Genomic DNA, 23475 nt, shown 5'->3' with positions numbered 1-23475 from the left:
CGCGACACGACGATTGACAGGATTGGAAACGACATGGCTGCTACAGAAACTGCACTGGATGTCCGTGAGGGCGTGGACCGCGAAACGGTTGAAACCGTGCAATCCATGTCCGGCACCTACAAACATGGCTGGGAAACCGACATTGAGATGGACTTCGCGCCCAAGGGGCTGAACGAGGACATCGTGCGCCTGATCTCGGAAAAGAACGGCGAACCCGAATGGCTGCTGGCATGGCGACTGGCGGCCTACCGGCGCTGGCTGACCATGGACAAGCCCGAATGGGCGATGCTGAACTACCCTGAGATCGATTATCAGGACCAGTATTACTATGCCAAGCCGCGGTCGATGCTGGAAAAGCCCAAGTCGCTGGACGATGTGGACCCCAAGCTGTTGGAAACCTACGCCAAGCTGGGCATTCCGTTGCAAGAACAGATGCTGCTGGCGGGCGTCGAAGGCGCCGAGCAACCGCGCAAGGTTGCGGTGGATGCGGTCTTTGACAGCGTGTCGCTGGGCACCACCTTCAAGGATGAATTGGCCAAGGCAGGGGTGATCTTCTGCTCCATCTCGGAGGCCGTGCGCGAGCATCCCGAACTGGTGCGCAAGTATCTGGGCAGTGTCGTGCCGCAGAACGACAATTATTTCGCCGGGCTGAACTCTGCCGTCTATTCGGACGGGTCGTTTGTCTATGTGCCGCCCGGCGTGCGCTGCCCGATGGAGTTGTCCACCTATTTCCGCATCAATGCCGAGAATACCGGGCAGTTTGAACGCACGCTGATCATCGCCGACAAGGGGTCTTATGTCAGCTACCTTGAAGGCTGCACCGCGCCCAAGCGCGACACGCATCAGTTGCACGCGGCGGTGGTGGAAATCGTCGTGCTGGAAGATGCCGAGGTGAAGTATTCCACCGTGCAGAACTGGTATCCCGGCGATGAGGACGGCAAGGGCGGCATCTACAACTTCGTCACCAAGCGTGCCGATTGCCGCGAGGACCGGGCAAAGGTGATGTGGACGCAGGTGGAAACCGGGTCGGCGGTGACGTGGAAATACCCGTCATGCATCCTGCGCGGCGACGATACGTCGGGCGAGTTCTATTCGATCGCCATCACCAACAACTGGCAACAGGCCGATACCGGCACCAAGATGATCCACCTGGGCAAGAATTCCCGCTCGCGCATTGTGTCCAAGGGGATTTCGGCGGGCCATGCGCAGAACACCTACCGCGGGCTGGTGTCGATGCACCCCAAGGCGTCGAATTCGCGCAACTATACCCAGTGTGACAGCCTGCTGATCGGCGACCAATGCGGCGCGCATACCGTGCCGTACATCGAGGTGCGCAATGCGTCCAGCCGGGTCGAGCATGAGGCGACGACATCCAAGGTGGATGACGATCAGCTGTTCTACTGCCGCTCGCGCGGGATGGACGAGGAAGAGGCCGTGGCGCTGGTGGTCAACGGGTTCTGCAAGGAAGTGTTGCAGGCCCTGCCCATGGAATTCGCGATGGAAGCGCAGGCCTTGGTGGCGATCAGCCTTGAAGGGTCTGTCGGGTGATGGCCGCAATCCGGGATCTGGCCGCCAATTTCAGGGGCGATGTCGGGCGCGGATTGAAGGCGGACAACCGCGCGATGCTGACGGGTGTGTTGGTGGCGCTGTGTTTGTCAGTCCCGCTGATCATCGGGTTGTCGGTTCTGACGCCGCTTGGTGTCGGCGGGTCGATTGCGGTGGGGATGTTTGTACAGTTGTTTCTGGGGTGGGCGTTGGCCGGGCGCGAGATGCGCCGCAACCGCTGACCTTGGGCAGATGAAATCAGGAAACGGCGCCCGCTTGGACGGGCGATGATGTTGGGAAGTTAGAATATGTTGGAAATCAAGAACCTGCACGCCGAATTGTCGGAAGATTCGTCGGTGAAGATCCTCAACGGGGTCAATCTGACGGTTGAGGCTGGCAAAGTGCATGCGATCATGGGGCCCAACGGGTCAGGAAAATCCACGCTGTCTTATGTGCTGTCGGGCCGCGACGGCTATACCGTCACCGAAGGCAGCGCTACGCTGAAGGGCGAAGACCTGCTGGAAATGGAGCCGCAGGAACGTGCGGCGGCGGGCCTGTTTCTGGCGTTCCAGTATCCGGTGGAAATTCCCGGTGTGGGCAACATGACCTTCTTGCGTACCGCCGTGAACGCACAGCGCAAGGCGCGTGGCGAGGAAGAGCTGTCGGCGGCCGAGTTCCTGAAGGTGGTGCGCGTCAAGGCGAAGGAATTGCAGATCGACGCCGATATGCTGAAGCGCCCTGTCAACGTGGGCTTTTCGGGCGGCGAGAAAAAGCGCAACGAGATCCTGCAAATGGCGATGCTGGAACCCAAGATGTGCATCCTGGACGAGACCGACTCGGGCCTTGATGTCGATGCGATGAAACTGGTCGCCGATGGCGTGAATGCCCTGCGCTCGGAAGGGCGCGGGTTCCTTGTCATAACCCACTACCAGCGGCTGCTGGACCACATCAAACCCGATGTGGTGCATATCATGTCCGGGGGTCGCATCATCAAGACCGGCGGTGTCGAACTGGCGCTGGAGGTTGAGCACAATGGCTATGCCGATATTCTTGCCGAGGTGAAGTGATGCAGAGCGCACGGCAAAAACTCCATACTGTGAAGGTCGCGGCGGCGCAGACCCGGTTGGCCGATGCCCTGCCCACGGGCGGCGCATGGGTCAGCGCGGCGCGGCGCGCGGCGGCATCGCGGCTGGGTGACATGGGCCTGCCGGTGAAGCGTGATGAATACTGGCGCTTCACCGACCCCGCGCGGCTGACCGATGCCAGCGCCCCCGCCGCCAAGGTGATGGACATGGGCGACGAAGCGCCGATGTTCGACGGGATCGACAGCGTGCGGCTGGTCTTTACCGACGGTCGGCTGGATCTGGAGGCATCCGACCCGCTGGCGCTGGACGGGGTGGAGATTTCCACCCTGGCCGATGCCGCGCAGCAAGACATCCATTGGGCGCGCGATCTTTATGGTGTGCTGGAGGCCGATGGCCAGAACCCGGTGGACCGGCCGCTGGCCGCACTGAACACGGCCTATGCGACCGACGGGCTGATGATCCGCGTCACGGGCAAGGCGCCGCGCCCCCTCGCGCTGGTGTGTCGCCGGGTCGCTGCGGATGCCGATGCGATGATGCACCATGTGATCCGCGTTGCCGAAGGCGCAGAGCTGACGCTGCTGGAAAGCGGGCCGATCGCGGCGCGGTCCAACACGATGATGGAGGTGGACGTGGCCGACGGCGGCACGCTGCACCACATCCGCGCGCAGGGGCGCGACCATGAACGCGTGGGCGTGACGCACCTGTTCGCGCGGCTGGGCGCGGCCTCGGTCTTCAAATCCTTTACCCTGACGCTGAACGGCGCGCTGGTGCGCAATGAGGGCGTGGTGTGGATGAACGGGCAGGGCGGTTCTGCGCATCTGGCCGGTGCGGTCGTGGGCGACGGCAAGTTCCATCAAGATGACACGCTGTTTGTCACCCATGGCGCGCCGGATTGCGAAAGCCGTCAAGTCTACAAGAAGGTGTTGCGCAACGGCGCGGTGGGTGTCTTTCAGGGCAAGATCCTGGTGAAACAGATCGCCCAGAAAACCGATGGCTATCAGATCAGCCAATCGCTGCTGCTGGATGAATCCAGCCAGTTCCTGGCCAAGCCAGAGCTTGAGATCTACGCCGATGACGTAAAGTGTTCGCACGGGTCTACCTCGGGCGAGATCAACCCCGACCACCTGTTCTACCTGCGCGCGCGCGGCGTGCCGGTCGAGGATGCGAAGGCGCTGCTGGTGCTGGCTTTTCTGGCCGAGGCGTTGGAAGAGATCGCCGATGCCGGGATCGCGGAAGATTTGCGTGCCCGGCTGGAAAGCTGGATGAAACGGCACCGGGCCTGAGGCGATGGCGCTGACCTTTGACATCTTGCGCATGTACCGCACGCCGCGCGCCGTGGTGCGCGGCCTGCTGGCGCAGGGCCAGCGCGAGGATCGGGCGCTGATGTTCATCATGCTGTTTGGCGTGCTGAACTTTGTGGCGCAGTTGCCCCGGGTGCAGCGCGCGGCGTATCTGGACCCCGAAATGGTGTTTCAGCAAGAGATGGGTGGGGTGCTCTTCGCCTCGATCTTCGTGGTGCCGCTGCTGGCCTATGGCTTCGCGGCGCTGCTGCACCTGGGGTTGCGCGCCTTCCGGCGGCCCAGCACATGGTTTACCGCGCGGCTGGTGCTGTTCTGGTCGCTGCTATCTGTCGCGCCTTTGTCACTGATTCAGGGCATGCTGCAAGGTTTCAACGGGGTCGGCGGCGTGGGCGCCATTTTTGGCCTCGGGGTCGCGGCCGTATTTTTGTGGTTTCTCATCGCCGGGTTTCGCGAAGCCGCGCTTGAGACTGCCGGGACAAGGATCTAGATACGCGTCATGGATATTTCTGCACCCTCGCTGATGCGGCTGGTTCGCCTGACGCTGCAAAACCCGCAAGATGCCGCGCGCGACCTGATCGCGGCGGACCCGCCCGTGCAGGCGCGCTGGCTGGCGCTGTTGCTGGTGGTGGTCCTGAGCGTATTGCTGGGGCAGGTCAGCGTGCTGATCATGGGGGCGTCATCGCTGGGTTTGCCGTCTGGTCTGGCGCTGTCGGCCTTGCTGCAAGGCGGTATGCTGGTGCTGACGGTCGTTCTGGTGCAACAGATCGGACGGGCCTTTGGCGGCAGCGCGCAGGTGCAAGACACAGCCTTGCTGATGATCTGGTTGCAGTTCCTGATGGTTGTCTTGCAGGTATTGCAGATCGTGCTGCTGCTGGTGCTTCCGCCCTTTGCCGGGCTTCTGGGCATTGTCGGTTTCGTGCTGTTTCTTTGGGTGCTGACCAATTTCGTGGCGCATCTTCATGGGTTCACGTCGCTGGGCAAGGTCTTTGGCGCGATCGTCGCCACGTTCTTTGCGCTGGGCTTCGCGCTGTCGCTTGTGATGATGTTTCTGGGTATCGTGCCGCCGGGGATGGAAAATGTTTGATATCGCCCAGATTCGCGCCGATTTCCCGATCTTGTCGCGGCAGGTGAACGGCAAGCCGCTGGTCTACCTGGACAACGGCGCCTCGGCCCAGAAACCACAATGCGTGATTGACGCGGTGACGCAGGCCTATAGCCATGAATATGCCAATGTGCATCGCGGGCTGCATTACCTGTCGAACCTTGCCACGGACAAGTACGAGGCCGTGCGCGGCACCATCGCGCGTTTTCTCAATGCCCCGCATGAGGATGAGGTGATCTTTACCTCGGGCACGACCGAAGGCATCAATCTGGTTGCGTATGGATGGGCGATGCCCCGCATGGAGGCGGGGGATGAGATCATCCTGTCGATCATGGAGCATCACGCCAATATCGTGCCCTGGCATTTCTTGCGCGAGCGCATGGGCGTGGTGATCAAATGGGTCGAGACAGATGCGCAAGGCGCGCTGGACCCGCAGGCGGTTCTGGATGCCATCACCCCGCGCACCCGGTTGATCGCGGTCACGCACATGTCGAACGTGCTGGGCACGCTGGTCGATGTGAAGGCGATTGCCGCAGGTGCGCACGCCATGGGCGTGCCGGTGCTGGTCGATGGGTCACAGGCCGCGGTGCATCTGCCGGTGGATCTGACCGATCTGGGCGTCGATTTCTACGCGGTGACGGGGCACAAGCTTTATGGCCCGTCGGGGTCAGGTGCGATCTGGATTTCGCGCGACCGGCAGGCCGAGATGCGGCCCTTCATCGGTGGCGGCGACATGATCCGCGAGGTAACGCGCGACACGGTGACCTACAACGACCCGCCGCACAAGTTCGAGGCAGGCACGCCCGGCATCGTGCAACAGATCGGGCTGGGTGTAGCGCTGGACTACATGATGCAGACAGGCATGGCAGAGATTGCGGCCCACGAGGCCGATCTGCGCGATTATGCCCAGACCCGGTTGGCCGGGCTGAACTGGCTGAACGTGCAGGGTCATGCACCGGGCAAGGGTGCGATCTTCTCGTTCACGCTGAACGGGGCGGCGCATGCGCATGACATCTCGACCGTGCTGGACAAGAAGGGCATTGCGGTACGCGCGGGCCAGCATTGCGCCGGGCCGTTGATGGAGCATCTGGGCCAAAGCGCCACCTGCCGCGCGTCGTTTGCGATGTACAACACCCGCACCGAGGTGGATGCGTTGGTTGACGCGCTGGAACTGTGCCACGATCTTTTTGGCTGAACCGGGCTTTTTGGCTGAACTGCGCTGTTTGGTTGACCCGGGCTGTTTGGTTGACCCGGGCTGGGCCCCGATGATCGCGCTGGCGGGACGCACGCTTGCTGGCGGTCAGGGGGGGCTTCCGGATCGTGGCCCCTGCGGATATTGGCTCGGCGGGTTGTGGCCCGGCGGATCGTGCCCGCCGGGGTATTGACGCGGTATCGCGGGCCTATGCCTTCAGCTCTTTGCGCCAGTCATGTTTTGGGCAGAAGTCCAGCAGCGCCTTGGCCTTGGCGTTGGTATAGAAGGTTTCATCCGACCCCATCTCGCGCACCACGGGCACCCCGGCATAGAAACGCGTGATCAGATCCGAGGTCGACAGGTCAACCGAATGCGTGTCGTTGGCGACGTTGAACACCTCGAACCCCAGCCCGTCCACATGCAGGCAGCGGTCGACCATATGGCCCAGGTCGCGCGCGTCGATATAGGCGAAGATGTTGCGGCGGCGCATCGAGGGGTCTTTCAGAAACGCGGGGAATTGTGCGGCGTAATCGTGCGGCTCCATCACGTTGTTGATCCGCAGCCCGTAGATATCGGCACCGCTGCGGCGCTGGAAGCTGCGGGCCGTCGCCTCGTTCACCACCTTGGACATGGCGTAGCTGTCCTCGGGCACGGTGGGGTGTTCCTCATCCACCGGCAGGTATTCGGGCTTGCGCTCGCCATCGGCGAAGCAGATGCCATAGGTGGTTTCGGATGACGCGAAGATGATCTTGCGCACGCCGAATTTCACCGCCGCGTCGATGACGTTATAGGTGCCCAGCGTGTTGACGCGGTAGCATTCGTTGTCGCTTTTCAGCAGCAATCGCGGCACGGCGGCGAAATGCACCACCGCGTCGAAACGCGGCACGCCGGTGCCGGGGATCATCTCGTCGAAACCTGCGTAGCTGGCCATCACGTCGAAGACCTGCCCCGCATCGGTGATGTCGGCGAGCCGGTTGTCCAGCCTTTCCGCGCCGGGGCCGTCCAGCGCCAGCGGCGTCAGGTCCAGGTTGAGCACCCGGTGCCCGCGTTCCAACAGATACGCCACGGCATGGCGCCCTGCCTTGCCCGATCCGCCTGTGAACAAAATCCGCATTGTCATCTCCTCCTTCTGTGTCGGGCGCACGGTAGCAAGGCCGCTTGCGGGCGTCGAGGACCCATGGTGCGGTTTGGCGTGGCCCTTGGCTGCCTCAAAATTGAGCAATTTACCTGTATACAGGCTGCCCGGCTGTTGCTAAGATTTGTGCATCTTCCGGTTGCAGCGTCCGTGCGACGCCGCAGCCTTTTACGGGCGCAAGGAAAACATGATGTCAGTTGACCCGGATTTCAGCAGCCGGTCCGAACCGATCGGCCTCCGGCAGCATGACACGTCCTACCTGCGCTCGGTTCCTTTGCCCGCGCGGATCCGGGGCCGGTTGTGGCTGTCGGCGATGCCCGGGTCCCGCGCGCGTTTGCAGGTCTTTCTGGAAGAGGCCTGCCGTGCCGATGTCGGGCTGGTGGTTTGTCTGGCCGAGGCATCCGAGACCCAGGCGATGGCCCCGGAATACGCCGCGACGCTGCAATCGGGCACGTTGCCGTTTCCCGTGCTGCAATTCCCCGTCCGCGATCTGGGCGTGCCTGCTGATGCGACGGCGTTCACCGCCCTGACCCATGACATTGCCGGTGCGCTGCGCGAGGGCGAGCGGGCGGTGCTGCATTGCCGGGCGGGTGTTGGCCGCACCGGCATGGCCGCGCAGGCGGTGCTGTTTGCCCTGGGCATGTCGCCGGCCGGCGCGCAGCGCCACATCTGCAACGCGGGTTCGCGGTGCGAGACACCGGCGCAGGCGCAATTCATCGAACGGATCTTTAGCCAGGCGCGGAACTGACAGGGTCAGGCGGCGGCACTTCGTTGGTGCAGGCCAGGATGTATCACCAAACGCAGCAGGGGGATGCGGCGCGGCAGGGCGGCGTTCATCCAGCGCAGGCCATTTTAGGGGACGAGGCGTCGGCAACCGCGAGTCATCGTGATGCATGTCGGGGCTATACCTGCCGTTGCGCCCCCGTCGGTTGCGGGCGGGTGGGTTTAACTGATCGTTTGCGGCGGGTCGGTTCGTGCCATTGGAGGAATGTGGACACAGTGCGCCCCACGCCGCCCCGTCATGTCTGGAACGCACCCAGCCGGGCCAGATCCGTGACGGCGCGGGCGATCCGCTGCAGGGCGGCGCGTGCGTCATTTTGCGACATGAGGCCCGTGCACAGCCGGTCCAGGATGATCCGCTGAACGGTATGCTGCGGCCCTTCCTGTTGCAGCAGGCGGCGCAGCACGCGCCAGTGGATTGCCGCCGCGCAGTCGGCCAAAATCGGCTCTGGCAGCAGGTGCTGCGCGAAGGTGATGAGCCAGGAGTGCAGGGCAAAGAGCGCCCTGACCCCGGATGTCTCGTCGCCTGCGGTATGCGCGCCCGCGTCCATCGCCGTATGGCCCACCGGATCCTTGGCGCCGCGCGCCGCATCCGTCCCCGCCACGCTGTCGCGCCGGTCCGTATCCTGACCATCCGCTACCGCGATATCCTCGATCAGCACCGAAAGTTCCGCCAGAAGTGCGCGCGCCGGACGGTCCAGCGCGCCTGCCGCCGTGTCGGCGGCCAGATCGAACAGGCCTGCGAGCAGGTGGAAATCCTGCGCCGCCGTCGCGCCCTCCAGCCGTGGTACCACGGTGCCCACGCCGGTGCGCGTTTCGACCTGACGCTCATACGCCAGGCGTTGCAGCACTTGCCGGACCGGCGTGCGGCTGACACCGAATTCTTCGGCCAGCCGGTTTTCATAGAGGATATGCGGCTGACCGGGATCCATAAGGCAGATGCGCAACCGCAGTTTCTGCGCTATGTCATCAAGACGCGACAGGGGTGCGCCATGTTGCGCCAGATATTCAAGTGACACGTCCCAGGCTCCTTAGGTCCGCGAAGGAACTCAGATGTATACCTCTCACAACCCTGGGCTGCAATCGCCAAGGGCGCAAGATGACGTTACGACGGATGGGCCCGGCGTTCCATCTGCGCGCAGCGATGTTTCGGCGGTGATTGACCTTGATGCCGCCGATGGTTTGCGCTGCGTGCTGCCCGTGGGTGCGGGGCACGTGGTGCTGTCGGCGTGGCCCGGGCTGCGGCTGTCGCCGAGGGGCGAGGGCTGGATCGACCCCGAGGCGGTGGAGAGGGTGCTGCATGGCTTTCGCGCACAGCGCGTGACGCATATCCTGGGGTTGTGCGAAGCGGCCGAGCTGCCTGCCGGCGCGGTGCCGGACTTGCGCGGCTGGGCGCGCGCAGCGGGCCTGCGGCTGGTCCATGCGCCGGTGCCTGATTACACGCCCCCGGGGGCGGCCTTCATGCGCGTCTGGCGGCGCCTTGGCGCGCAGGTGCACCGGCAGTTGGACGGGGCAGGCGCGGTGGCGCTGTGTTGCCTGTTTGGTGCGGGGCGCAGCGGTACGGTTGCGGCGATGCTGTTGCATGAGCGCGGGACGCCCATGCCACAGGCCATTGCCACTGTGCGCGCGGGCTTTGATTTGGCAATCGAGAGTCCTGCGCAGGAAGCATGGTTGCGCGACAGGGGCGGCGCGGGGCCAGAGTGATGCGGGTAGAGTGACGGGTTCGTGTGGCGGGGGCGCATCGAAGCGGCCAAGGCGTGGCGCGTGATGGTGCTGCATCGCCGGGTTGGTGTGCATTTCGCTGCATGCGCACCGTCTGGGCTTCTTGTGACCGCCTTACGGTGCCAGCGCGATCAGCGCGGCGAGCCCCAGCGCGGCGCCCATCAGCATGGGGCCGATTGCCGGCCAGCGTGACAGCCGTTCCTCGGCCCGCTTGCAGCGCAGCAACGCCCGCAGCGCGGCGCGTTTGTGTGGCCATGGGATCTTGGGCATGAGGCCCTGCCGGACACCGGACTGAAGGGCCGTCAGCGCCGCGGCCATCCCGGCGCGACCGGGCAGCAGGTGCAGCGCGTCGCCCGGCGGCAGGTCGGGCAGGGGCAGACGGCGCAGCAGCGCCAGCAGGGCCAACCCGGCCAGTACCGGCCACAGCGCGTCGATGATGTTCGCCCGTCGCAGGGGATAGTCGCCCGGCAGCGGCACCGCGCTGTCCCACAAGGCCCAAGGCAGGGCAAGGGCCAGGGCGGCCAGCAGGCCCACCCCGGCCAGCAGCGCGGGCCAGCGCACCGCCGGTCCCGGCTTTGCGCGCACCTCTGCCAGCCGCAGCATGAACCAACCCAGCACCAGCGTCGTGGTGATGCCGCTGAGGGTCACGGCCAGTGCCAGCCCATCCGCCAGCCCATCCGCCAGCGCGTTCTTGCCCGCCAGTTTGGCCAGCGCGCCGCCCGTCAGCGGCAGCCCTGCCACCGACAGCGCCATCAGCGCGGCCGCGCCCAGCACCACCCGCCGCTGAGCTGCGGTGGCTGCCAGCATCATCAGCCCGACGGAAAGGAACAGCGCCCCCTTGGCCAGCCCGTGGTGCAGCGCGTAAAACGCCACACCTTCAGATCCGGCCCCCCGGGATCCTGCGCCCACAAATACCAGCAACAGGCCCATCTGGCTGATGGTGGAATACGCCAGCACCGCCTTTGGGTTGCGGCTGGTCAGCCCCCAGAGCGCGGCGCCGAACGCCCCGGCAAAGCCCAGTCCGATCAGCACGGTGTTCCAGTCCGAGGCTGCGGGAATGAACAGCAGCATGCCGATCAGCCCCGCCTTTACCATCGCGCCCGACAGCACCGCCGATCCCGGGACAGGCGCGGCCGGATGCGCCACGGGCAGCCAGATGTGCAACGGCAGCATGCCCGCCTTGATCCCGAAGGCAACGATCATCAGGCCCAGGGCCAGCGGCCCCAGCGGGTCGGTGCCAAGGGCGTCGCGCACCGAGGCGATGCGCAGGTCTTCCGACCCTGCCGCGCCGATCATCAGGCCGGTCAGCAGCGCGGCCTCGCCCGTGATGGCCAGCGCGATATAGACCCGTCCGGCGCGCAGGGCGGCGCGGCTGCGGTCATGCACCACCAAGAACCACGCGGCCAGCGAGACGGCGGCGAAGGCGAGGTAGAAGGTCATGACATCCCCGGCGAGATAGACGCCAAGGTTGCCCGCCAGCGTCAGGCACCAGAAGCCCGCGAAGATGCCCGCCTGCGCGCCTTGCTTCATGGTCAGCGCTGCGTGCCATCCGGCCACGGCCCAGACCATTGCGGTCATGCCCAGCCACAGGCCCGCGTGTGGCACCGGCACCAGTTCGACCCCAAGCACGAGGTTGGGCAGCAGAAGGTCGTGCACAACGCCCGCACCCTGCGCGCCGTCCAGCGTCGCGGTGCCCGGCGCGGATGTCGCGGATGTCGCGGCAGTCGTCCCGGCACCTGTCACAGTCGCGATTCCATCCGCCAGCGCAAGGATCAGTGCGGGCAGCGGGGCGAGGGGCAGAACCCACAGCGCACCTGCCCGCCACCTCGGGACAAGTGGGACCAGCGCCACCAAGAGGGGCCAGAGCAGGACGGCGAAGAGCACCAGCGATCCGGTGAAAGGCACGCTCATGGCCGCCCTCCGGCCGCGTCCGCCGCTGAGGGGGCCGCGCGAGACAGGTTTGTCTTTGGCGTGTCTGCTTTTGTCACTTGGGGGTCTGAAATGTCTGACCACCCGACACCCGCGCCCGACAGTGCCGCCTGTGGCCTGTCTGGTCCTGAGGGCGTTGCCGCCAACAGGTCTGCCCCCGACAAGTTTGCATCTGGTCGGTTTGGCCCGGCCACGTCTGTTCCTGACAATCCCGGTCCCGGCAAGCGCGCCCCTGACACGTGTGCCCCTGACGGGCCCGCTGCTTCCAGTCGTGCTGCCTCCAGTCCCGCTGTCTCCGGTCCCGCTGGCTCCGGTCCCGGCACCTCTGTTGTCGGCCCGTATTGCCGCGTGACGATCAGTGTGGCCCAGCCCAGCGGACTGATGGGGCTGGCCGCCAGCAGGCCCACGCCGATGGTGGCCGCTGCGGTAATGACAGCGGGTACCACCAGCCCCGGCGCGTGCTCATCCCCGTGTGCCTCCTTTGCGGCGGGCAGGAACCACAGCCGGTAGAGCATTGGCAAGAAATACGCCGCGTTCAGGATTGTTGAGGCCGCCAGCACGCCCAGAACCCAGGGCGCGCCTGCCTCCAGCGCGCCAAGGCCCAGATAGAACTTGCTGACAAACCCCGCCAACGGGGGGAGGCCGATCATGCCCATCGCGCCGAGGCTGAAACTGACGGCGGTCCAGGGCATCCGCGCGCCCAGGCCGTTCAGCCCGTCGATGCGTTTCACGCCCGCGCGCTCATCGAAAATGCCCGCGCAGAAGAACAGCGTGATCTTCATCAGTCCTTGATGGATCAGATGTACCAGCCCGCCGATCATTGCCAGCGGACTGGCAAGGGCTGCGCCCAGCACGATGTAGCTGACCTGCGACACGGTGGAAAAGGCCAGCCGCTTCTTGATCTCATCTTGTTGCAGCGCGCGCATTGATGCGTAGAGGATGGTGAAGGACGCCGCCAGCGCCAGCGGGGTGCCAAGGTTGAGCGCCACCATGTTCTGTGCGCCAAACACGTCATAGACCACACGCACGACGCCGAACGCGCCCGCCTTGACCACGGCGACGGCATGCAGCAGCGCCGATACCGGGGCGGGGGCGGTCATGGCGGCGGGCAGCCAGCCGTGCAGCGGCACCAGCGCGGCCTTTACCCCGACGCCGATGATGAACAGCGCAAAGATCATGCGCAGGGTTGTGGGGTCCAGCCCGCTCAGGTCCGGCGGTTCGGCAAACAGTACCGGGCCGGTGGCGCTTTCCAGCCAGATGATGGCCCATAAGAGCGCCGCTGACCCAGGCAGCGCATAGGCGAGGTAGACGCGCGCGGCGGCAAGCGAGGGCTTGTCTTGTTTATGCGCGACCAGTGGCCACGTGCTGAGGGTCAGCAGCTCAAAAAAGATGAAGAACGAGATCAGCGAGCCCGACAGCGCCAGCCCGGTGGTCGCCGCAACGCAAAGGCTGAAGAAGCCGAAGAACCGAGAAAGCTGCGGCTTGGTGCCGAAATAGGCGATGGCATAGACCGTGGTCAGCAGCCAGAGCACCGCGGAAAGCGAGATGAACAGCAGCGCCAGCGCATCGACCCGCAGCAAGATGACCAGCCCGGGCGCGAGGGGGAACGATACCTCGTAAGTGGCCCCGCCCGCGACAGACACCAGCATGACGATTACCAGCGCCAGTTTTGCCAGCGCGCCGCCCAGGTTCAGCGTGTTGCGCAGGACGTAGTTTTCCTGTGCCAGAAAGAAGCTGATGCCTGCGGGGATCAACGAGGTGAAGAGGATGAGCAGGGGCAGGGCGGTGCTCATAACCCCCCCACCGCCGGGGCGGGGCGCCCGATCTGCAAAAGGTCGAACGGGGCGGCGGACATGAGGCCCAGCAGCACCGACAGCGCCGCCAGCACCAGCGGGATCGCCTGCCAGCGGCGCGGGATGGCGCGCGGGGCGTGGGCCGTCTCGCGGGCGAAGAGGGCGGCCATGGGGCGGTAAAGATACGCCGCCGCCAGCAGCCCGCCGCCCAAAAGCACGACGGCCCAGGGCCATTGGCCAGACGCGAAGGCCGATGTCATCATCAAATACTTCGCAGTGAACCCGCCCGAGGGGGGCAGCCCGCTGAGGGTCACCGCCGCCAGCGCGAAGGCAAAGCCCGTCATCGGAAGCGCGCGTGCCAGCCCGCGCAGATCGCGCAGATGGTCGCTGTGCACTGCGGCGATGTAGATGCCCGCGGTCAGGAACATCGCAGCCTTTGCCAGCCCGTGGCTGAGCATCTGGAACACCGCCCCCGTCCAGGCCCCCGCCGACCACGGCTGATCGGCCCCTGCGCCGCCTGCCAGCGGGAAGACAAGGAACACATAGCCCAGTTGGGACACCGTGGAATAAGCCACGATCAGCTTCAGCCGTGCCTGGACCAACGCCATGACCGCGCCCCAGAAAACGGCCAGCGCGCCGAAGCTGGCCAGCGCCATGAGGGCGGCGGGGGCGGCACTGTCGGGCATCGCCTCGAACCACAGCCGCAGCAAGATCACCAGCGAGGCCTTCGGCACCAGCGCGGACAACAGCGCCGAGGCAGGCGCGGGGGCTGCGGCATGGGCGGGTGGCAGCCAGACATGGAACGGGAAGACCGCGGTCTTGGCCAGCAGCCCCGCACTCATCAACCCCAGCGCCAGCGCATCGCCGGGCGCGGGGGTGCGGGCGGCCAGCAGCCCGATGTCCATCGTGCCATGGATGGTGTAGGTCAGCCCGACCCCGGCAAGGTACAACAGCGACCCGGCCAGCGCGAAGAACAGGTAGCGCAGCCCTGCCGCGATGGCCTGCGCCTTGCCGCTGATCGCGACCAGCGCCACCGCGCTCAGGCTGATGAGTTCCAGCCCGACATAAAGGTTGAAGAGGTCGCGCGACATCAAGACGGCATTCAGCGCGGCCCACAACAGCAGCATCAGCGGCCAGATGCCAAAGGTCATGCGCGGCCCGGGGTCGGTCATCGCATGTTCGGCCCGGGTGGCAAGCGCGGTGGCAGTGACGACCAGTGCTGCCATGACCGCGAGCGCGGCCCCCAGCCCGTCGGCGCGCAGCGCGATCCCCACGGGCGGCGCCCAGCCACCCGCCGACAGGTTGACCGGCCCGCCGTACCAGACCGCCAGCGCCAGCCAGATCGTGGCCGCCAGTGTCAGCCCGGTGCCCAGAAGGGCTGCCGGTACCCGCGCCCGCGCTGGCAGCGCAACCGCCGCCAGTGCCGCGATCAGCGGCAGGGTCAGGGTGGCGATCAGCGGGATCATGGGCGGGTTCCCGCGATGCTTTGCAGGGTGTCGTCGTGCCCGGCTGCCTGCAGCACGGTTTGCTCTGACCCTTGATCCTCTGGCCCTTGATCCTCTGGCCCGGGTTTCTGGCGCCCTTCATCCTTTGGCCCCTCTTGCCCGGGGCCATCCCCCGCTGACCCTGGCAGGGTCGCCTGGCCCGTGCTGCGTGCCAAGGCCACGACAAGCGCCACGGCCAGCGCGCTGGCGGACAGCGCGACGACGATGCCAGTGATGATCAGCGCCTGCGGGATCGGGTCTGCTGCTGCCCCCCGCGCGCCTGCCGCGCCAAAGAACAAAAAGAGGCCCGAGCCGATGATGTTGAAGGCGATCACCCGGCGCAGCAGATGCGGCTGTGACATCAGGCCATAGATCCCCAGCCCCGTCAGCGCCGATCCTGTGAGGGCAAAGAAAGTCAGGCTCATGCGGTGTGCCTCCCCGTGTCCTTTGGCGTGTCCTTCGGCGTGTCCTTCGGCGTGTCCTCGGGTGTCGCGTCGTGCGTATCGGGCGGCCCCAGCACCAAGAGCGCCAGTGTGACAGCAATGGAGACCGTCAGCGCCGCCTCGATCGTCAGGATCGCGGGTTTGGCGACGCTGGGGGAAAGCGTCAGAAAGCCGTCAGCGATGCCCGCGCCCGCCAGCCCGGCCAGCAAGAAGATCCCCGGCCCCAGCGCCAGCGCCGCGCGCCAGCCTGCCTGCGTCACGCGAGGTGCGGGCAGCGCGCCCGTCATGATCGCCAAAAGGCCGACCGCCGCCAGCACCGTGCCGCCCTGAAACGCGCCGCCGGTGGCCTCGGCCCCGGCCCAGACCAGATAGACCCCGAAGATCAGGCCCAGAGGCGGCAGCACCCGCCCGAAACTGGCCAGCACGCCATCCGCGCGCGCGTGGTAATGCAGGCCCAGCGGCGCGGTCCAGTCGCTGTCGCGCGCCTGCATCCAGACCCCGATCAGGGCGGCCAGCAGCACGATGCTTTCCAGCAGCGTGTCCCACGCGCGGAAGTTCATCAAGACGGCCGTGACCGGGTTGCCCACCCCCGATTGCGGCAGAACCTGTGTCAGGTCAGGTGCCTGGGGGGCGGGCAGGGCAAACCAAGCCGCGCCAAGGCCCGCTGCGAGCCCGGCCCCTGCAAGTGCTGCGGGCAGGTGAAGCGGTGCGAAAGTGGCCCGGGGGCGTGGCGGGGTGGTTTGGCGGGCGCGGTCGGTGATGGCCTTGCCGGTGCTTTGTGGGGCGCTGGGGCACGCGTTGCTTTGGCGCAGGTGGTCGGGTCCGGCGGCAACACGGGTGCTTTGCGCGCCGGTTGCAGTGTCGCGCGATGCCTGAGCTGCAGCGGAGCCGCGCGCCTGCGCGATCTCTCCACCCGCGCCAAGCCGCCGCAGCCGCCCCTGCGCCGCCAAAAGAAGGATGCCGGTCAGGCCTGCGCCGACCGCAGCTTCCGCAAGGGCCACATCGTAGGCTCCCAGTCGCGCCCAGCCGATGGACAGCACCAGCCCGTAGGTGATGAAGAAAATCACCGCGCGGAACACGCCGCGCCCCACGACGCAGCCTGTCCCGACGCCAAGGATCAGCGCGCAGAGGATGAGGTCCAGCGCCGCGCTCATGGCCGTGTCGCCGTTTTGGGGGCGGGTCGCGCTGCCGAGGCGCTTTGCCGCGCCATTGCCTTTGCGGGGCTGCCGGGCTTTGGCCGGGCCGGATGCCGGAGGAAGGCCGGGCTATTGCCGGTGCCGCCTGCCGGGGCGCGCGCGGGGGCTGTCTGCCGGGTCATGTCGCCCGGTGTGCGGTGGCGCATCGCGTCTTTCAAATGGGATACAGCGCAGGGGGCACCCCGGCTGCGGACGATTGCGGCGCTGAGGGCAGGGCCGCCCCGGTCTTCCATGCTGGCAGCGCCGGGGGGGGACACGTGCTGCCGCGCCGCCATGGGGATATTGCCTTGGATCGGGTGCTGGGCGGCGTTCATGGGTCCTCTGCCCTTTCGTGCGATGTCAGCGCGGTGCGCGCTACCAATTGCGACACGGTGCCTGCGGCCAGCAGCGCCAGCGCCCAGATCAGTGCCAGCAGCGCCAGTTGCGTCCAGGTGTCGGCCTGAAAGGCGATTCCCAGCGCGATGAAGCCAAGCCCGAGGTTGTCGGCTTTGGTCAGGGCGTGCAGGCGGCTGAAGGTGTCGGGGAAGCGTATCAGGCCGATGGTGCCCGCGACGAAGAACACCAGCCCCAATGCCGTGAGGGTATATGTTGCCAGATCAGCCATGGCCTGCGGGCTCCCTTGTGTCCGTGGCCCCTCCAGCCGCAGGCAGGGAGGCTTGATGTCCAGCCGCAGGCTGGGAGGGTTGATGTCCAGCCGCAGGCTGGCAATTTTGGCTTCCCGTCGCAGGCGTGCGGCGTTGGTTTTCAGTGGCACGCGCAGGCGGCGCGGTCCCCACGGCAGAAGCGCGCGGTTGGTTCCCGGCGCTGGGCGTGCTTTGTTGGTGCCTGTGCCCGTGCCTGTGCCTGTGCGTGGACGCGCACGGCTGGCCGTCAGTGCCGGGTCGCCCGTCGTCTTGGGCCGACTGCCCGCCTTTGGTCTGGTGCGCTTCATTCCCGGCACGGGGTGGGTGCCGCGTGGTCTCTTGTGGTTCGATATCGCCCCCGGGCGAGAGTTCTTCGGGGTCGCCCGCGCCGTCCGGGGTTTCGGCTTGCACGAACCCCACTGCTGCCAGCGCCGCCAACAGCGCCAGCGCCAGCGCCACGACCAGCAATGTCCAGTCCTGCGCCGCCGCCAGCACGATCAACACCGCGACGCCCCCGGTCCCGACCAACTGCACCGCCATCATGCGGTCGGCCTGCGATGGCCCGCGCCAGACGCGCCACAGGGCCGCGCCCAGGCTGGCAAGCAGGACCATCGCCACAAGATGCAGCCAGTGTGTCATGTGTCCCCCCCGCGCGGTGTCTGGCCAAGGATGGCGGCGATCCGGCTGGTCTCTTGCAAAATGGCCGCGTCAAAGCCGCCATCGCGGTCCAGCAGGTGGATCAGCAGACGGCCATCGACGCTTCCCGCGCTGAGCGTGCCGGGCATCAGCGACACCTCGGCCCCGAGGACGACAGGCAGGCTGCCTGGCAAAGGGGTGTCGGCGTGACTGGCGTGTGGCATCCCTGCATCTGCCTTGCCCGCGCCTTGCATCGGCCCAACCCGCGCGCCTGCCGCTGGTGTTCTCTGCGGGATTTCCAGCCAGCCCGGGTTCAGCCGCATATCGCTGGAAAAAGCCCGCCGCGCCACATCGACCCCGCCGGTCAGCGATCCCCAGAGAAATCGCGGCAGGTGGCGCACCAGCCGCCACAGCACCAGCGGTTGGGCCGGAGGCGACAGCTGCAGGCTGAGCCAGACCGCCGCCCCTACGACCGCCGCCCCAAGCGGCAGCGCGCCCGGGTCCGCTGCGGTGAGCGATAGCCAGATGGCCGCAAATAGCGCCGCGCGGTGCGTCATTGCCCTGATCGGTGCGGTTTTCATCCAAACAAGCTATGGTGCAAGCTGCCGACGCGCAACCGCTGGGGCGCGCGGAGCACCCGTTGCAGCCTGGGTTAAGGCTGGTTGATGCTTTGGTTCGCGTCGTGGATGCCCCTTGCTGGGGCGCGGGCCACAACACGCCGGTACTACGAACGATCCGCGTGTTGCCCGGACATGGTTGCGGCCCTGGCGTGATGTGCTCGTGTATGTTGTGGATGACCCCGGGGGCGGGTTTCCGGTGTCCGGCGCCCAGAGTTGGTGCAACCCTCTGCGCTGTTTACCGGTGTTTTGCCTCTGCCCCGCACGATGGTCTTTGGGCAAAAGCGGCCACTCGCAGTGCAATCTGCTGCTGGGAGGCGGTGGTTCGCCGTGGCCCCCAATGGCAGCCGTGGCGCAGCAGGCCCATTTTCGCGGCATATGTCGGGCGGCGGCCCCCTGTTGTCCCATCGAAATCCCTGATATGCACGGACTCTTGAGGTGTTGGGTTGGCGTTGGCGGTTTGTCTGATCCGGCCCCGCGCCCCGTTCTGCCATTGCGTTGACCCGGCCCGCTCCGTCTGTCCCCGCTCCGTCTGTCCCCGCTCCGTCTGTCCCCGCTCCGTCTGTCCTCGCTCCGTCGCCACACTGACTCTCACATGCGGCAGACGCGCCCGCGCCCTGAGGCCTGATCCATGACCACCCCCCAAGTTCTGATTTTCGCGATCCTCGTGGCCACCATGGGGCTGTTCCTCTGGGGACGGCTGCGGCACGATGTGGTCGCGCTGGCGGCGCTGATGGCGTGTGTGCTGGCCGGGCTGGTGCCCGCTGCCGATGCTTTCGCAGGCTTTGGCCACCCGGCGGTCATCACCGTTGCCTGCGTGCTGGTGCTCAGCAAGGGGTTGCAGAATACCGGTGCGGTGGACTGGCTGGCACGCAGCATCCTGCCGCGCGATGCGGGGCGGCTGATCAGTACGGCGGCGTTGATGGGGCTGGGCGCGGCGCTGTCGGGTTTCATGAACAACGTGGGCGCCATGGCGCTGTTGATGCCGGTGGCGGTGCAACTGGCCAAACGGCTGGACCTGACGCCCGGGCAGGTGCTGATGCCGTTGGCCTTCGGTACCATTCTGGGCGGCATGACCACCCTTGTCGGCACGCCGCCGAACCTCATCGTCTCGGGGTTCCGTGAGCAGGCGGGGCTGGGGCCTTTCGCGATGTTTGATTTTGCGCCCGTTGGTGTCGCCGTTGCGCTTTTGGGCGTTTTGTTCATTGCGGTGGTGGGGTGGCGGCTGGTGCCCGCGCGCACTTCCGCCACCGGCGAAGGGTTTGAAACCGGCGCCTACATGACCGAGCTGCGCGTGCCCGGCGAAAGCAAGGCGGTGGGCCTGACCTTGCGTGCCTTCGAGCGCGAGATCGAGGACAGCGAAGCGCAGATCGTGGGCCTTGTACGCAATCAGGTGCGCATGACCGCCCCGCATGGCGGGCGCCGCATCCGTGCAGGCGACATCTTGTTGATGGAGGCCGATGTAGGGGCGTTGGCCGAGGCGGTGTCAGTCTTCGGCATCCAGTTGGAAGAACAGGTTTCGGCCGCCGAGGAAGCCGAGGCCGCGCCCCGGGATGGTAAGGCGGGCAAGGCCCGCGCCAAGGCCGATGCGACCGGGGTGGCGGGGCGTGTGACGCGCGAGGGGGCGACCGCCGAACAGGCAACGGCGGACGATGCGGCGGCGGAAGATGTGACCCCGAAAGATGTGGCAGCAGGAACCTTGGCCGGTGAAAACGCGGTCATGGAAGATGGGGCACGCGCGGGTATGGGCGACACCTTCCAGAATGCCAGATCCAAAGCCAGGGCCGCGAACGAAGAGGAACCTGGAAAGGTCCCGTCCACGACAAGCGACGCCGATTCCAAGCCCGAGTCTAAACCCGAGTCTAAACCTGATCCCAAGCCTGATCGTGAAGATGACATCGTGCTGCGCGAAATGGCGGTCTTGCCGGGTTCGACGATCGTGGGGCGGTCGGCCAGTGACCTTCAACTGCGCACGCGCTACGGGCTGAACCTTTTGGCGATTGCCCGCGTCGGCCACCCGCCCCGTGCCCGCCTTCGGACGGTCCGGCTCAAATCCGGCGATCTCTTGTTGATGCAGGGCGCGACCGAAGCGATTGGGGCCTTCATCAACGACACGGGTTGCGTGCCATTGGGCGCGCGCGAACTGCGCATCCCCGACAAGCGCATGGCCATCATCGCAGGGGTGATCATGCTGGGCGCAATCGCCATCGTGACGCTGGGGTTGCTGCCCGCAGCGGCGGCTTTCGCGCTGGGGCTGCTGGCGTCGATGCTGTTTCGCACCGTGCCGCCGCGGCAGGTCTACACCGCCATCGACTGGCCGGTGATCGTGTTGCTGGCGGCGCTGATCCCGGTGGCGGGGGCAATGCAGACCACGGGGGCGGCGGATCTGCTTGCGCGGTTCCTGGTGGATATGATCGCGCAGGGCAATCCCGTCGCCGCCCTTGCCGTGGTGCTGATTACCACGATGTTTCTGTCGGATGTGATGAACAATGCGGCTACTGCCGCTGTCATGTGCCCCATCGCGCTGGGCATTGCTGCGGCGCTGGGCGTCAACCCAGACAGTTTCCTGATGGCGGTTGCCATCGGTGCCTCTTGCGCGTTCCTGACGCCCATCGGGCACCAGAACAACACGCTGATCCTGGGGCCGGGGGGCTTTCGCTTTGGCGATTACTGGCGGCTGGGCCTGCCGCTGGAGGCATTGGTGGTCGCGGTCAGCATGCCGCTTTTGCTGCTGGTCTGGCCGCTTTGAAGGGGTGCGTGAAGGGCGCGCGCGGCCCTTTGGCGGATGACTGGGGCGTTGGACATTGACGTGTGGCCAAGGCAGATTGTTTGCGCCTGACGGGCGGGTCCGGCCCCCCTGCGCGATAGGCGCCAGGTGTTTCTGACCGTGTGCCTCAGGCCGCCACGGTCTGACTGGCGGGACCACAAGCAAGGGCCGCCGCCTGGGATGCGTGTCCCGCAGCAAATGGCGTTGAGGCGTTAGGGGATGGCGCGAAACGCCAATGGTTTGGCCGTTTATCGAGACGGCCAATGGCTTCCACGCACGCGACCGCGACGCAGTCCGACCCGCGGGGATTTTTCGGCGCGCTGGGCTATCCGCCTCTTGCCTCCCTGCGCGACAGCGGCTAAGGACTGCGCCACGGGTGATTAGCTCAGCGGTAGAGCGCTTCGTTCACATCGAAGATGTCAGGGGTTCAAATCCCTTATCACCCACCATTATATTCTTTTCTATCAGTGACTTGGCGATCCCCGCACGGGTTTTGCGAAGAGTGCTTAGGTTCGGTGAACCGATAGCGTCACTGGGCGCGTCTGCTCGTCTTCGCGGATAGTACAGTGGAGTTGATTTTTAGGCCTGACGAAACGATACTTTCATCAATCCCCCGGCCACTTGGGGAAAGTCCAATCAAAGCTGATTTTGTAAATTGTGCACCCTATGGCGTCGCTGGATGAGGGGTTTCTCTGTGGTCTATCAACTTGCATATGTCAGTTCGTCTAGAACGCGTTTATACGAAGCGCTACTGAACGATATTCTGACTGTTTCGGAAAAGAACAACACCCGAGACGGGATTTCCGGCATTCTGATGTACCACGATCAATTATTTTTTCAGGTTTTGGAAGGTGAACGAACCTGCGTCAAGAATTGTTATGATCGCATCCTTCTCGACCCACGCCATTCAGCCATTGGAGTGCCCCCACTGAAGTGGTCCACCAACTGGGATAGTATTATCCCATTTCAGGAGGACCAGAGATGGCAGGAAAGCGAGACAACCCCGAAGAGATCGTGCTGAAGCTGCGGCAGGTTGAAGTGCTGCAAGGGCAAGGACGTTCGATTGCTGATGCCGTTCGACAGATCGGCGTGACACAACCGACCTATTATCGATGGCGCAAAGAGTATGGTGGCATGAGTCGAGATCAGCTCAAACGGCTGAAGGAGCTGGAGACTGAGAATACCCGGCTTAGGCGTGCCGTGTCGGATCTGACGCTGGACAAGGTGATCCTGACCGAGGCTGCACGGGGAAACTTTTAAGCCCTTCCCGCCGCCGTCGATGTATCGACCATGTGCGGCAGACTCTCAGCTTATCAGAGCGCCGGGTTTGTCGCACATTGGGTCAGCATCGCTCGACACAGCGCAAGGTGCCTCTCGGCCTGCCGGACGAAGAACGGCTGACCGATGACATCATCGCACTGACAGAAGAGTTCGGACGCTATGGATATCGCATGATTACCGGAATGCTGAACAACAGCGGCTGGCATGTAAATCACAAGCGCGTCGAACGGATCTGGCGGCGGGAGGGCTGAAAGTCCCGCAAAAACAACCCAAGAAGGGTCGGCTCTGGCTGAACGATGGGTCGTGTGTTCGGCTGCGACCGGAGCGTCCGAACCATGTCTGGTCCTATGACTTCGTCCAGGATCGAACCCATGACGGGCGGATCTTCCGCACGCTCAACATCATCGACGAGTTCACGAAGGAGGCTCTGGTGATCCGTGTCAAACGCAAGCTCAATTCCGTCGACGTGGTCGACGCCTTGACTGACCTGTTCATCCTGCGCGGTCCGCCGGAATACATAAGGTCAGACAATGGCGCAGAATTCATCGCCAAGAAGGTGCGCGCCTGGATCGGCGCGGTGGGTGCCAAAACTGCCTTCATTGCGCCTGGATCGCCATGGGAAAACGGCTACTGCGAGAGCTTCAACGCCCGATTTCGGGACGAGTTGCTGAACGGCGAGGTCTTCTCATCGCTGCGCGAGGCCCAAATCCTGATCGAGCGATGGCGTCGCCATTACAACACCGTCAGACCACACAGCGCTCTGGGATACCGTCCACCAGCGCCCAAAAGCATCGTCCCAATAGACCAAAGGCCAACCATGCACTAACATTCAAACTGGACCACT

The 23475-nt window shown here is 65.4% G+C and carries 22 protein-coding genes, 1 tRNA gene and 1 pseudogene; 13 read left to right on the top strand and 11 right to left on the bottom strand.

Annotated features, from left to right (window positions below; genetic code table 11):
- Nucleotides 1-33 precede the first annotated feature (33 nt).
- The 7 genes from sufB to H9529_RS05180 all read left to right on the top strand — a co-directional run bounded on the left by sufB (nt 34) and on the right by H9529_RS05180 (nt 6228).
- Entirely contained in the window at nt 34-1548 is a 1515-nt protein-coding gene (gene sufB / locus H9529_RS05210; protein ID WP_092891694.1) for a Fe-S cluster assembly protein SufB, read from the top strand.
- Entirely contained in the window at nt 1545-1787 is a 243-nt protein-coding gene (locus tag H9529_RS05205) for a hypothetical protein (RefSeq protein WP_223814304.1), read from the top strand. The genes sufB and H9529_RS05205 overlap by 4 nt, the downstream gene beginning before the upstream one ends.
- Nucleotides 1788-1853: 66 nt before the next feature.
- The gene (gene sufC, locus H9529_RS05200; protein WP_092891690.1) at nt 1854-2612 is read left to right on the top strand and encodes a Fe-S cluster assembly ATPase SufC; all 759 of its coding nucleotides are present in this window, start codon (nt 1854-1856) and stop codon (nt 2610-2612) included.
- Nucleotides 2612-3913 carry a SufB/SufD family protein gene (locus H9529_RS05195; protein WP_092891688.1) on the top strand — a complete coding sequence of 434 codons (1302 nt, stop codon included), beginning with the start codon at nt 2612-2614 and terminating at the stop codon, nt 3911-3913. Before sufC ends, H9529_RS05195 begins: the two co-directional genes overlap by 1 nt.
- Nucleotides 3914-3917: 4 nt before the next feature.
- Nucleotides 3918-4418, top strand: a complete 501-nt coding sequence (locus tag H9529_RS05190) for a YIP1 family protein (protein ID WP_176847261.1) — start codon at nt 3918-3920, stop codon at nt 4416-4418.
- Between the two features lie 9 nt (nt 4419-4427).
- Entirely contained in the window at nt 4428-5015 is a 588-nt protein-coding gene (locus tag H9529_RS05185; RefSeq protein ID WP_092891686.1) for a YIP1 family protein, read from the top strand.
- Entirely contained in the window at nt 5008-6228 is a 1221-nt protein-coding gene (locus H9529_RS05180; RefSeq protein ID WP_092891684.1) for a cysteine desulfurase, read from the top strand. Before H9529_RS05185 ends, H9529_RS05180 begins: the two co-directional genes overlap by 8 nt.
- 205 nt (nt 6229-6433) lie before the next feature.
- On the opposite strand, the gene H9529_RS05175 is transcribed toward H9529_RS05180, so the two are convergent.
- Nucleotides 6434-7339, bottom strand: a complete 906-nt coding sequence (locus tag H9529_RS05175) for an NAD-dependent epimerase/dehydratase family protein (RefSeq protein WP_092891682.1) — start codon at nt 7337-7339, stop codon at nt 6434-6436.
- A gap of 208 nt (nt 7340-7547) precedes the next feature.
- Between H9529_RS05175 and H9529_RS05170 the strand changes: the two genes are divergently transcribed.
- The gene (locus H9529_RS05170; RefSeq protein WP_143033538.1) at nt 7548-8108 is read left to right on the top strand and encodes a protein-tyrosine phosphatase family protein; all 561 of its coding nucleotides are present in this window, start codon (nt 7548-7550) and stop codon (nt 8106-8108) included.
- A 271-nt stretch (nt 8109-8379) separates the two neighbouring features.
- Here the strand turns inward: H9529_RS05170 and H9529_RS05165 are convergent, their stop codons facing one another.
- Entirely contained in the window at nt 8380-9159 is a 780-nt protein-coding gene (locus H9529_RS05165; protein ID WP_223814303.1) for a GntR family transcriptional regulator, read from the bottom strand.
- 34 nt (nt 9160-9193) lie between these two features.
- Here H9529_RS05165 and H9529_RS05160 point away from each other — a divergent pair, with 34 nt between their 5' ends.
- A complete protein-coding gene (locus tag H9529_RS05160; protein WP_092891678.1) occupies nt 9194-9844 on the top strand; it encodes a protein-tyrosine phosphatase family protein in 651 nt (216 codons plus the stop codon).
- Between the two features lie 132 nt (nt 9845-9976).
- On the opposite strand, the gene H9529_RS05155 is transcribed toward H9529_RS05160, so the two are convergent.
- Genes H9529_RS05155 through H9529_RS05115 form a run of 9 tightly spaced genes read right to left on the bottom strand, consistent with a single transcriptional unit; the run spans nt 9977 to nt 18547 of the window.
- On the bottom strand, nt 9977-11773 hold the full coding sequence (locus H9529_RS05155; protein WP_092891676.1) for a complex I subunit 5 family protein: 1797 nt from the start codon (nt 11771-11773) through the stop codon (nt 9977-9979).
- On the bottom strand, nt 11770-13584 hold the full coding sequence (locus H9529_RS05150; protein ID WP_092891674.1) for a complex I subunit 5 family protein: 1815 nt from the start codon (nt 13582-13584) through the stop codon (nt 11770-11772). The genes H9529_RS05155 and H9529_RS05150 overlap by 4 nt, the downstream gene beginning before the upstream one ends.
- Complete coding sequence (locus H9529_RS05145; RefSeq protein WP_092891672.1) at nt 13581-15050, bottom strand: complex I subunit 5 family protein; 1470 nt, start codon at nt 15048-15050, stop codon at nt 13581-13583. Before H9529_RS05145 ends, H9529_RS05150 begins: the two co-directional genes overlap by 4 nt.
- Nucleotides 15047-15493 carry an NADH-quinone oxidoreductase subunit K gene (locus tag H9529_RS05140; RefSeq protein ID WP_092891670.1) on the bottom strand — a complete coding sequence of 149 codons (447 nt, stop codon included), beginning with the start codon at nt 15491-15493 and terminating at the stop codon, nt 15047-15049. The genes H9529_RS05145 and H9529_RS05140 overlap by 4 nt, the downstream gene beginning before the upstream one ends.
- Nucleotides 15490-16665: a hydrogenase subunit MbhD domain-containing protein gene (locus tag H9529_RS05135; RefSeq protein WP_092891668.1), complete on the bottom strand. Its 1176-nt coding sequence runs from the start codon at nt 16663-16665 to the stop codon at nt 15490-15492. Before H9529_RS05135 ends, H9529_RS05140 begins: the two co-directional genes overlap by 4 nt.
- Nucleotides 16662-17021 carry a hypothetical protein gene (locus H9529_RS05130; RefSeq protein ID WP_092891666.1) on the bottom strand — a complete coding sequence of 120 codons (360 nt, stop codon included), beginning with the start codon at nt 17019-17021 and terminating at the stop codon, nt 16662-16664. Before H9529_RS05130 ends, H9529_RS05135 begins: the two co-directional genes overlap by 4 nt.
- Entirely contained in the window at nt 17018-17311 is a 294-nt protein-coding gene (locus tag H9529_RS05125) for a cation:proton antiporter (protein ID WP_092891664.1), read from the bottom strand. Before H9529_RS05125 ends, H9529_RS05130 begins: the two co-directional genes overlap by 4 nt.
- The gene (locus H9529_RS20635) at nt 17304-17969 is read right to left on the bottom strand and encodes a hypothetical protein (protein WP_218132172.1); all 666 of its coding nucleotides are present in this window, start codon (nt 17967-17969) and stop codon (nt 17304-17306) included. Before H9529_RS20635 ends, H9529_RS05125 begins: the two co-directional genes overlap by 8 nt.
- Entirely contained in the window at nt 17966-18547 is a 582-nt protein-coding gene (locus tag H9529_RS05115; RefSeq protein ID WP_092891662.1) for a Na+/H+ antiporter subunit E, read from the bottom strand. Before H9529_RS05115 ends, H9529_RS20635 begins: the two co-directional genes overlap by 4 nt.
- Nucleotides 18548-19214: 667 nt before the next feature.
- On the opposite strand from H9529_RS05115, the gene H9529_RS05110 reads away from it, so the two are divergent.
- The 4 genes and pseudogenes from H9529_RS05110 (at nt 19215) to H9529_RS05095 (ending at nt 23457) form a co-directional block, all read left to right on the top strand.
- Entirely contained in the window at nt 19215-21332 is a 2118-nt protein-coding gene (locus H9529_RS05110; protein ID WP_092891660.1) for an SLC13 family permease, read from the top strand.
- Between the two features lie 392 nt (nt 21333-21724).
- A tRNA-Val gene (locus tag H9529_RS05105) sits at nt 21725-21799 on the top strand.
- Nucleotides 21800-22029: 230 nt separating this feature from the next.
- Nucleotides 22030-22371: a BLUF domain-containing protein gene (locus H9529_RS21320; RefSeq protein ID WP_092891658.1), complete on the top strand. Its 342-nt coding sequence runs from the start codon at nt 22030-22032 to the stop codon at nt 22369-22371.
- Nucleotides 22332-23457: pseudogene (locus H9529_RS05095) on the top strand (IS3 family transposase). Before H9529_RS21320 ends, H9529_RS05095 begins: the two are co-directional and overlap by 40 nt.
- Nucleotides 23458-23475: the final 18 nt, after the last annotated feature.

The organism is Roseicitreum antarcticum (genome assembly GCF_014681765.1).
GTDB classification, from domain to species: domain Bacteria; phylum Pseudomonadota; class Alphaproteobacteria; order Rhodobacterales; family Rhodobacteraceae; genus Roseicitreum; species Roseicitreum antarcticum.
The sequence above is the reverse complement of the archived record's forward strand: the minus strand, read 5'-3'. Positions and strand labels throughout refer to the sequence as shown.